The sequence below is a fragment of the Faecalibacillus faecis genome (assembly GCF_003024675.1).
Lineage (GTDB): Bacteria > Bacillota_I > Bacilli_A > Erysipelotrichales > Coprobacillaceae > Faecalibacillus > Faecalibacillus faecis.
On sequence record NZ_PYLP01000008.1, the window covers coordinates 87,233 to 96,792 of the forward strand.

Here is a 9,560-nt window from a genome sequence, read left to right on the forward strand (position 1 = left end):
GTATGAATCAAGAAATTATTAAAACAATTAGTCAAGAATTAAATGTCGGTGTACATCAAATAGAAGCGGTATTATCTCTTTTAGAAGAAGGCAATACCGTTCCTTTTATTGCGCGTTATCGCAAGGAAAAAACAGGAGCCCTTGATGAAGATCAAATACGTACAATTGATAAATATTATCAATATCAAGTAAATCTTTTAAAAAGAAAAGAAGATGTTATTCGTTTAATTGAAGAAAAAGGAATGCTTAATGTACAATTAAAACAAGATATTTTAAAAGCAACACAATTAAGTGAAGTAGAAGATCTTTATCGTCCTTATAAAGAAAAAAGAAAAACAAAAGCGACAGCTGCTAAGGCAAAAGGATTAGAACCTTTATCAAAATGGATTCTTTCTTATAAAACAGGTGATCTTTTAGTAGAATCTAAAAAGTATTTAAATGAGGATGTTACAAGTGAAGAAGAAGCTATTCAAGGCGCTTTAGATATTATTGCTGAAGATATTGCGGATAACATCAAATATCGCAAATTCTTAAAAGATATGCTTTATAAAGGTGGTATTTTAACAACAAAAGAAAAGAAAAAACATGAAGATGAAAATAAAGTTTATGAAATGTATTATGATTATCATGAAAAAGTTAAAACTTTAGTATCTCATCGTATCCTTGCTATCAATCGTGCTGAAAAAGAAAAAGTCATCACAGTTAGTATTGAAGGAGATAAAGACTATTATCTTCAATATATTGTACGTGGTGTTACTAAAAATAAAGAAACAGCTATGTTGCCTTATATTCAAAAAGCAGTAGAAGATAGTTATCAAAGATTACTTTTCCCTTCTATTGAAAGAGAAATAAGAAAAGAACTCACAGAAAAAGCGAATGAACAAGCTTTAAAAGTTTTCTCGGTCAACTTAGAAAATCTTTTATTACAAGCACCTTTAAAAAATAAAATGGTTTTAGGTGTTGATCCCGCTTATCGTACAGGATGTAAACTTGCAGTCGTTGATCAAACAGGAAAAGTCTTGCATATAGATAAAGTCTTTATTACTTTACCTAAAGATAATTATGATAAAGATATTAAGATTTTATTAGATATTATTCAAAAATATCATATTGAAATCATTGCCATTGGTAATGGAACAGCTTCAAGAGAATCAGAAGCATTTATCGCTAAATTGATTCAAGAACATCATTTAAATGTTGAATTTGCGATTATTTCTGAAGCAGGAGCTTCAGTTTATTCAGCAAGTCAAATCGCTAAAGAAGAATTTCCAGATTATCACGTTGAAGAAAGATCAGCAGTTTCCATTGCTAGACGTTTACAAGATCCTTTAGCAGAACTTGTTAAAATTGAGCCAAAAGCAATTTCAGTGGGTCAATATCAACATGATATTCCTGAAAAAGATTTAGAAGAACAACTTGATTTCGTAGTAGAAAAAACAGTCAATAATGTTGGAGTTGATATTAATACAGCTTCAAAATCGCTTTTAAAGTATGTATCAGGTTTAAATGCAGGTGTAGCTCAACAAATTGTTTTATATCGTAATGAATTTGGTAAGTTTAATAATCGTCAAGAAATTAAAAAAGTTAAAAAACTAGGTGAAAAAACATATACACAAGCTATTGGTTTTTTACGTATTTTAGATGGTAATCAACCTCTTGATGCCACAGCCATCCATCCTGAAAACTATCAACAAGCACTTGCTTTGCTTCAATCATGCCATTTATCGCTTAATGATTTAGGAACAGATGCTTTAAAAGAAAAAATATTAAAAATTAATAAAAAAGAAGTTATAGAAACATTAAAAATAGACCAATATACATTAGATGATATTATTGATTGTCTTATTAAACCAAATCGTTCAATTCGCGATCAATATCAAACACCATTATTAAAAAAAGATATTCTTCATATTGAAGATCTAAAACCAGGAATGGTTTTAGAAGGAACGGTAAGAAATGTTGTTGATTTTGGAGCGTTTATTGATATTGGTTTAAAGAATGATGGTTTAGTGCATATTTCTAAAATGTCAAAACAAAGAATTAAACATCCATTAGATGTTTTAAGTATTGGAGATATTGTAGAAGTTAATGTCATCGATGTTGACTTAAAGAAAAATAGAGTAAGTTTAAGTATGATCTAGGTGATGGAGTGGCAAGAATCATTACAGTTATTTTATGTTTATTATTAACAGGGTGTCAAAGACAAGAAACACAGGTTTCTACTAGTGAAGATAATTTTACTTATCAGGAAATTGAAAAGTACTTTAAAGAATTTCAAACAGGAGATCTTATTAATATTGAAAACAGTCATTATATTTCAAATCTTGCAATACCAGGAAGATGGAAACATACCCTTATTTATTTAGGAACAGAAGCTCAAGTTCAAAAAATGATTTCGAAAGAAAGTCGCTATTATCAAAAAATAATGGAAATGTATTTAGATAAAGATGAAGTCGTAGTTTTAGATGCCAATGTTGGTGGTGTGCAATTACGCTATTTTAAACAAATGGCCAATCTTAAAGATGAATCTTATCTTAAATCGATGGTGTGTTATCGTTTTGTAAAAGAAAAAGAATTTATTAACCAATTTATTGAAAATGCATTAAGTTATTTGCATACACCTTATGATTATGAAATGGATTCAACAAATGATCAAAAGCTTTATTGTAGTGAACTTGTTGTTTGGAGTTTAAAAAAAATGAATATTGAATTTTCGCAGAATACAAAGCTTTTTCAATATACAATTATTTCTCCAACAGATTTAATCACAGACTTAAAAAGACAAAAAATGATTAAAAAAGTATTAATTTTAGAACAATAATGTTGTCTAGATAAGTAAGTTGATGTAAAATAATAAGTAGATATAAAAAAGAAGGAGAAATTTTCATGGCTATTGGTATTGTAAAGAATTTTAACAAAGATAAAGGATTCGGATTTATTAATATGGAAGGAGAAGATCGTGACATTTTCTTCCATTATTCTCAAATCGTTCAAGAAGGATTCAAAACTGTTGATCCAGGACAAAAAGTAGAATTTGAACTAGTTGAAGGTGATCGTGGTCTTCAAGCACACCAAGTTGTTAAAATTACAGAATAAGGACTTAGTCCTTTTTCTTTTTGTTTTTTTTGGTATAATAGCTTTGGTGATTTTATGAACAATACAAAAAAAGGAATGTTTTGTATCCTTTGTGCGGCTTTTTTCTTTGCAAGTATGAATGTTTGTGTAAAACTTGCAGGAAACTTGCCTTCTATTCAAAAAAGCTTTTTTCGTAATTTAATTGCAGCTTTATTTGCACTTATCATTCTATTGAAAAATAAAGAAGAAATATCTTACCAAAAGAAAGATCTTCCAATGTTGCTGTTGCGCTCTGTTTTTGGAACAATAGGAATTTTATGTAATTTCTATGCGGTCGACCATCTACTTGTTTCAGATGCTTCGATGCTTAACAAACTTTCACCTTTCTTTGTGATTATTTTTTCTTCCTTGTTTTTAAAGGAAAAAGCCAATTTTATTCAAAAATTGACAATTGTGATTGCTTTTATTGGAAGTTTATTTGTGATTAAGCCATCCATCAACTTTGTAAGTAATATGAACTCTTTTATTGGAGTCATGGGAGCGATGACGGCAGGAATTGCTTATACATGTGTTAGACAACTGGGAAAACAAGGTGTTGTAGGTGCTAAAATTGTCTTTTTCTTTTCTTGCTTTTCATGTTTATCGGTTGTGCCTTATTTGTTTTTTAATTATCAACCAATGTCTATGCAACAAGTTTTTTATTTATTAATGGCAGGACTTATGGCAGCGGGTGGACAATTTTCTATAACTAGTGCCTATACGTATGCCCCGGCTAAAGAAATATCGGTTTATGATTATACACAGGTTCTCTTTGCAGCTGTTTTAGGATTTGTTTTCTTAAAGCAAGTTCCAGATGTTTATAGCTTGGTAGGATATGTCATTATTATTGGAGTTGCTTTTTGGAATTTTCAAAGACAAAAAAAGATACAAAATTAAAAAATGTCCGTGCTGGACATTTTTTCTATTTTTCTAAATGTTTACAACTGTAATAAGAAGGAATACCATCTTTATAAGTCACATGCACTTCTCCTTGAATAAGAGGATAGAGGTAATCATAAAGTTCTTGAGTAATATCATTTCCTTCTTTATTGATCCATTCTACAGGAATTTTTTGTTCATAATTGGCAACTTCTCTTACATCGGTAGAAATGTAATCAATTTCATATGGATGGTTTGATAAACGTTTAAATCCCATTACATGCCCAGAAATATTTTCTAGAGCTTTATCAATAGCTTTAGAGCCAATGACAAATGATTCATTTAAATCGGTTTTACTTCCAATATGCATAGCACATCTTTGTAAAACATTTAATTCAATACTTCTTACTTTACATCCAAATTCTTTAAAGACTAAAGATTCAAGTAATTTACCTGTTCCTGAATGAAGGACGTGTCCAAAAGCATCTTTTTTGGCGTATTTACTATCATCATCAAGGAAGTGTCCGTTTTCATCACGAATACCTTCAGATACCGCAATAACAACACAGCGTTTTCTTTTCATAACTTCATGGATATCCGCTAAAAATTTATCTTTATTGAAAACAACTTCAGGTAAATAAATTAAATCAGGGGCAACGTTATATTCGTTTCTCGCTAAAGCTGCAGCCGCTGTTAGCCAACCAGCATTTCTTCCCATGATTTCAATAATTGTAACGGATTGTAATTGATAAATTAAACTATCATGTACAACTTCTAAAATAGAAGCAGCAACATATTTAGCAGCAGAACCAAATCCAGGTGTATGATCTGTTCCCATTAAATCATTATCAATTGTTTTAGGAATACCGATGAAATGAATATCGCTATTAATATATTTAGCGTAATCATCTAATTTCATAACAGTATCCATAGAATCATTACCACCAATATAGAAAAAGTCAGTAATTTCTAATTCTTTTAAGATTTTAAATAATTTAACATAAGTATCTTCATCATCTTGAAAAGTAGGAAGTTTATAACGACAAGAACCTAAATACATGGCAGGTGTTTGTTTTAAAGCGTTGATTTTATCACCATCATCAAATTCTTCTAATAAGTCCATATATCTTCCTTCTAATAGACCTTTGATACCGTTAATCATCCCATAAACATTGTCAAATTCTTCGGATGATTTAGCACGATGAATAATCCCAGCAAGACTAGCATTAATTGCGATTGTGGGTCCTCCAGATTGTCCAATAATACAGTTTCTTTTCATATTCTTCTTTATCTCCTTTTAACGAATCTATTTTAACATTTAAAAACATTAAAAAAAAGAGCTAGCTCTTTTTTTGTCGAATTTTAAAGAAGATAAGATAAATGATTAAACATCCTAAAAGGAAAAGGGTAATAAAGTAAAGATAAAGTTGTTGATGATTCTTTTTAGAAATAACATGAAAAGATAAATCAACTTGATTGATAAAAACATCAAAGAGATTAATAGTAAGCGTGTTATTTAAATATTTTCCGTAATTGCTGTAAGTGATGGTTCCTGGCATAATGACTTTCATTTGACAAAGAGCATCACTTGAATCAAGGAGCTTTAAAGTGCTTTTATAATGATTGAGTTCACTGATATCTAAAAGAGAGGAATCAATTGAAATAGTTAAATCATATTGATTTTTTTTCTTTTTTAAGGTGGTGATTTCTTTAGTAAAAGAACTAGGAGCAATGAGTTGGAAACCAACATATTTTTGATTTTTTTGAGTTTTATTAAGATCATGAATTTCCCATTGTTTAAAAAGATCGTAGGAAGTAATTTGTTTTTTTATTTCTTTAATGTTCATATTGTATTTTTTAAGAGTATCTTCTTCAATACAAAATTCGGTTTCAAGTTTAGGTGAAGTTGTTTTTGAATAATCTAACAAAAGAGTACATTCAACACACCCTGTTAAAAAGAAAGAAAGGAAGCAAAGAATAAGTATTTTTGTAAATTTATGCATAGAAACCTCCAAGTAAGTCTTATTATTTAAAAATAGATTTGTTATAATTATTAACAGAAATAGAGTATTTAAATACATTTTTAGTTCATATTTCTATTATAAAATAAAAATGGTGGTAAAAATGAAAATTGATATTGTTTGTACAACAAAATCTAAATATATAAAATGTGTTGCTGATGAAATGGCACGCTGGGTAAAAACTTATGTGCATGATTTGAAAGATTATCATGAAAATGAGTGTGTTGATTTATTAGTGATTGGTTTTGATGATACGTTGTTTGAAGATAAAGAACTTTTAAATTTTATTCAATCACTTAATCGTCAAAAGATAAAAAATGTTGCTTTAATCAATTGTTTTTATATCAATAATAAACAGCTTATGAAGATTATAAAACTCTGCCAGGATCAACAACTTCCATTGATGAGGGAACAATATACCTTTAAGATGTCTTTTGATCAAAGAAAAGAAATTAATCCTCTTATTATTGATAATGCTAGGCTTTATATAGAAGATATGGTAAATGTTATACGAAATTATTATTAGGAGCGAGGCTCCTTTTTTATTTTCTTACTGTAATAAAAAAATATTAAATTAATAAAATTATATTGACTATAATTTATCACTATGATATATTCTTATCAAGATTTCTAAAAGGGAATGGAAATCAATTAAAAAGGGGGAAAACTTATGAAAAAACTTGAAATCATTATTAGACCAGAAAAGTTAGAAGATTTAAAAGATATTTTAACAGTTTCTGGGGTAACAGGGATGATGATTTCCAATATTATGGGGTTTGGAAATCAAATGGGTTATACACATCAATATCGAGGTGTCACATATTCTGTTAATCTTGTTTCAAAGTTAAGGGTTGAAACAGTTGTTAAAGATGAAATAGTTCAAGAGATTATTGATAAAGTAACAAAAACTTTATCAAGTGGAAACGTAGGAGATGGAAAAATCTTTGTTTATCCAGTCGAAGAAGCAATTCGTATTCGTACAGGAGAAACAGGAGAAAACGCATTATAAAAAATTGAGGGGGATTTTATTATGAGTGAGACATTTAGTGTATGGTTTCTAATTGGTGCAGCATTAGTGTTCTGGATGCAAGCTGGATTCGCCATGGTAGAAGCTGGATTTACAAGATCAAAAAATACAGGAAACATCATTATGAAAAACTTGATGGATTTTTGTATAGGAACATGTACTTTTATCTTAATTGGTTTTAGTTTATTGTTAGGAGAAGATTTACTTGGTTTTATTGGTAAACCAGGATTTGATATATTTACAAATTATGCAAATTTTGATTTTTCAAACTTTGTCTTTAACTTAGTGTTCTGTGCAACAACAGCCACTATTGTTTCAGGGGCAATGGCAGAAAGAACAAAATTCTTATCTTATTGTGTTTATTCAGGCGTTATTTCCGCCCTTATTTATCCAATTGAAGCGCATTGGATTTGGGGTGGTGGATGGTTATCACAACTTGGTTTCCATGATTTTGCAGGATCATGTGCAATCCATATGGTTGGTGGTATCTCCGCATTAATTGGTGCTAAAATCTTAGGACCACGTATTGGTAAATTTGATACAGATAAAAATGGAAAAGTGATTAAAGTTAATGCAATTCCAGGACATAACATTACAGCAGGGGCTTTAGGTGTCTTTATTCTTTGGCTTGGTTGGTATGGATTCAACGGGGCAGCGGCTACAACTGTAGCACAACTTGGTTCTATTTTCGTAACAACAACAGTAGCTCCAGCAATTGCAACTGTTTCTTGTTTAATTTTTACTTGGATCAAATATGGTAAACCTGATGTGGGTATGTGTTTAAATGCATCTCTTGCAGGGTTAGTTGCTATTACTGCTGGATGTGATGTAACAGATGTTTTAGGATCAATTATTATTGGTACTGTTGCAGGATTACTTGTTTGTTTTGGAGTTTGGTTTTTAGATTATAAATTACACATTGATGATCCAGTAGGTGCTGTTGCTGTACATTGTTGCAATGGTATTTGGGGAACAATTGCTGTTGGTTTATTCGCAACTACTTCAGCTCCAGAAAGCACTTTTACTGGTTTATTCTATGGTGGTGGATTTGATTTATTAATTAAACAATTAACAGGTATTGTATCTGTTGGTATCTGGACAGCAATCACTATTACAATTACTTTCTTTATTATTAAAAAGATCTTTGGTTTACGTGTATCAGAAAGAGAAGAAATCATTGGTTTGGATATTGAAGAACATGGATGTGAAGCTTATCCAGAATATATTAAAAAATAATTTTTTAAGAGTCATTAAATTGACTCTTTTTTATTGTAGAAATAAACAAAGTAGATTATACTTTTCATGGGTGAGGGGAGTATATGAGTAAAAGATTAGAACAGTATTTTTATTTAGTTTTAGGTTCAACATTATTGACATTAGGGATTTGGTTATTTGTGACACCAAATCAAATTAACTTTGGGGGAATGATTGGGTTAGCTCAATTAATTGATTATTTTATACATAAGTTTTTGGTTTTACCAAAATCATTGAATACATTAGGAATGATTAATCTATTAATGAATATTCCATTATTTATCTTTGGTTATAAAATCATGAATAAAGAATTTTGTTTTAAAACGATTATTTCATTAATTATTCAAACGATATTACTATCTATTCTTCCAGTAATTAAAGAACCTATTGTTGAAGATGCTTTATTAAATGTTGCCTTTGCAGCTATCATTTGTGGAATTGGCGTTGGTTTAGCACTTCGTAGTAGTGGTTGTTGTGGTGGTATTGATATCGCGACAGTTTGTATAGTTAAGAAAAATCCGGATTTTAAAGCAGGACAGCTTTCTATAATATTTAATGTTGTTTTATTTGGGGTATGTTTATTTATCTATGATATTAAAATTATTATGTATTCGATTGTCTTTGTCGCCATCCTTTATACAACAGCAGATAAGTTCCACTTACAAAATATCAATGTGGCGGTATTAATATTTACAAAAAATAAGGAAATAAAAGAAGTAATTATGAAACAAATGGGTAGAGGGGTTACCTATTGGATGGGTAAAGGTGCTTATACAGAATCAGAACAAGAAATTCTTTATGTGGCTATCAATAAATATGAAATCCAACAATTAAATAAAATTGTTTCATCACTTGATCCAAAAGCGTTTGTGACATTAGCACAAGGACCGATGGTTCATGGTGGCTTTGAAAAAAGATTATAAAAAAACGTTTCGAAAGAAACGTTTTTTAATACAAAATTTAAATAAAAAAATGGTGGTTCCGGGCGGAATCGAACCACCGACACGAGGATTTTCAGTCCTCTGCTCTACCGACTGAGCTACGGAACCATCATTTGGCGGTCTGGACGGGACTCGAACCCGCGACCTCCGCCGTGACAGGGCGGCATTCTAACCAGCTGAACTACCAGACCATTTTGGTTGCGGGAGAAGGATTTGAACCAACGACCTTCGGGTTATGAGCCCGACGAGCTACCAGACTGCTCCATCCCGCGATATTAAATTTTAATAAATGGCGGAGATTGAGGGATTCGAACCCCCGCAGGA

At 30.4% G+C, this 9,560-nt stretch carries 9 protein-coding genes, 3 tRNA genes and 1 pseudogene; 8 read left to right on the plus strand and 5 right to left on the minus strand.

Translation table 11 applies throughout. From position 1 onward, the window contains the following. Positions 1–2: 2 nt before the first annotated feature. The 4 genes from C7U55_RS07945 to C7U55_RS07960 all read left to right on the plus strand — a co-directional run bounded on the left by C7U55_RS07945 (position 3) and on the right by C7U55_RS07960 (position 4,011). Positions 3–2,141 (plus strand): Tex family protein, encoded by a 2,139-nt coding sequence (locus tag C7U55_RS07945; RefSeq protein WP_106988106.1) that lies wholly within the window; start codon positions 3–5, stop codon positions 2,139–2,141. Between the two features lie 8 nt (positions 2,142–2,149). Further along, positions 2,150–2,821: a YiiX/YebB-like N1pC/P60 family cysteine hydrolase gene (locus C7U55_RS07950; RefSeq protein ID WP_106988107.1), complete on the plus strand. Its 672-nt coding sequence runs from the start codon at positions 2,150–2,152 to the stop codon at positions 2,819–2,821. A gap of 65 nt (positions 2,822–2,886) precedes the next feature. Beyond that, complete coding sequence (locus C7U55_RS07955) at positions 2,887–3,096, plus strand: cold-shock protein (RefSeq protein WP_048923475.1); 210 nt, start codon at positions 2,887–2,889, stop codon at positions 3,094–3,096. Positions 3,097–3,150: 54 nt separating this feature from the next. Next, positions 3,151–4,011, plus strand: a complete 861-nt coding sequence (locus tag C7U55_RS07960) for a DMT family transporter (RefSeq protein ID WP_106988108.1) — start codon at positions 3,151–3,153, stop codon at positions 4,009–4,011. A gap of 25 nt (positions 4,012–4,036) precedes the next feature. On the opposite strand, the gene C7U55_RS07965 is transcribed toward C7U55_RS07960, so the two are convergent. Both C7U55_RS07965 and C7U55_RS07970 read right to left on the minus strand, forming a co-directional pair. Continuing rightward, positions 4,037–5,272, minus strand: a complete 1,236-nt coding sequence (locus tag C7U55_RS07965) for a 6-phosphofructokinase (protein WP_106988109.1) — start codon at positions 5,270–5,272, stop codon at positions 4,037–4,039. 61 nt (positions 5,273–5,333) lie between these two features. Further along, positions 5,334–5,996 carry a hypothetical protein gene (locus C7U55_RS07970; protein WP_106988110.1) on the minus strand — a complete coding sequence of 221 codons (663 nt, stop codon included), beginning with the start codon at positions 5,994–5,996 and terminating at the stop codon, positions 5,334–5,336. A gap of 121 nt (positions 5,997–6,117) precedes the next feature. Here C7U55_RS07970 and C7U55_RS07975 point away from each other — a divergent pair, with 121 nt between their 5' ends. The 4 genes and pseudogenes from C7U55_RS07975 (at position 6,118) to C7U55_RS07990 (ending at position 9,218) form a co-directional block, all read left to right on the plus strand. Next, positions 6,118–6,540 (plus strand): hypothetical protein, encoded by a 423-nt coding sequence (locus tag C7U55_RS07975; protein ID WP_106988111.1) that lies wholly within the window; start codon positions 6,118–6,120, stop codon positions 6,538–6,540. 144 nt (positions 6,541–6,684) lie between these two features. Further along, positions 6,685–7,023, plus strand: a complete 339-nt coding sequence (locus tag C7U55_RS07980) for a P-II family nitrogen regulator (protein ID WP_106988112.1) — start codon at positions 6,685–6,687, stop codon at positions 7,021–7,023. Positions 7,024–7,044: 21 nt separating this feature from the next. After that, positions 7,045–8,253: pseudogene (locus tag C7U55_RS07985) on the plus strand (ammonium transporter); the annotation flags it as partial. Positions 8,254–8,360: 107 nt separating this feature from the next. Continuing rightward, the gene (locus C7U55_RS07990; RefSeq protein WP_106988113.1) at positions 8,361–9,218 is read left to right on the plus strand and encodes a YitT family protein; all 858 of its coding nucleotides are present in this window, start codon (positions 8,361–8,363) and stop codon (positions 9,216–9,218) included. Between the two features lie 50 nt (positions 9,219–9,268). Here the strand turns inward: C7U55_RS07990 and C7U55_RS07995 are convergent. The 3 genes from C7U55_RS07995 to C7U55_RS08005 form a co-directional block, all read right to left on the minus strand. Beyond that, positions 9,269–9,344, minus strand: a tRNA-Phe gene (locus tag C7U55_RS07995). A 6-nt stretch (positions 9,345–9,350) separates the two neighbouring features. Then, positions 9,351–9,427, minus strand: a tRNA-Asp gene (locus C7U55_RS08000). A 4-nt stretch (positions 9,428–9,431) separates the two neighbouring features. Continuing rightward, a tRNA-Met gene (locus C7U55_RS08005) sits at positions 9,432–9,508 on the minus strand. Positions 9,509–9,560 lie beyond the last annotated feature (52 nt).

Coding starts and splice junctions, on each gene's coding strand:
- C7U55_RS07945 (WP_106988106.1), top strand. CDS start 3: ATGAATCAAGAAATTATTAAAACAATTAGTCAAGAATTAAATGTCGGT.
- C7U55_RS07955 (WP_048923475.1), top strand. CDS start 2,887: ATGGCTATTGGTATTGTAAAGAATTTTAACAAAGATAAAGGATTCGGA.
- C7U55_RS07960 (WP_106988108.1), top strand. CDS start 3,151: ATGAACAATACAAAAAAAGGAATGTTTTGTATCCTTTGTGCGGCTTTT.
- C7U55_RS07965 (WP_106988109.1), bottom strand. CDS start 5,272: ATGAAAAGAAACTGTATTATTGGACAATCTGGAGGACCCACAATCGCA.
- C7U55_RS07970 (WP_106988110.1), bottom strand. CDS start 5,996: ATGCATAAATTTACAAAAATACTTATTCTTTGCTTCCTTTCTTTCTTT.
- C7U55_RS07975 (WP_106988111.1), top strand. CDS start 6,118: ATGAAAATTGATATTGTTTGTACAACAAAATCTAAATATATAAAATGT.
- C7U55_RS07980 (WP_106988112.1), top strand. CDS start 6,685: ATGAAAAAACTTGAAATCATTATTAGACCAGAAAAGTTAGAAGATTTA.
- C7U55_RS07990 (WP_106988113.1), top strand. CDS start 8,361: ATGAGTAAAAGATTAGAACAGTATTTTTATTTAGTTTTAGGTTCAACA.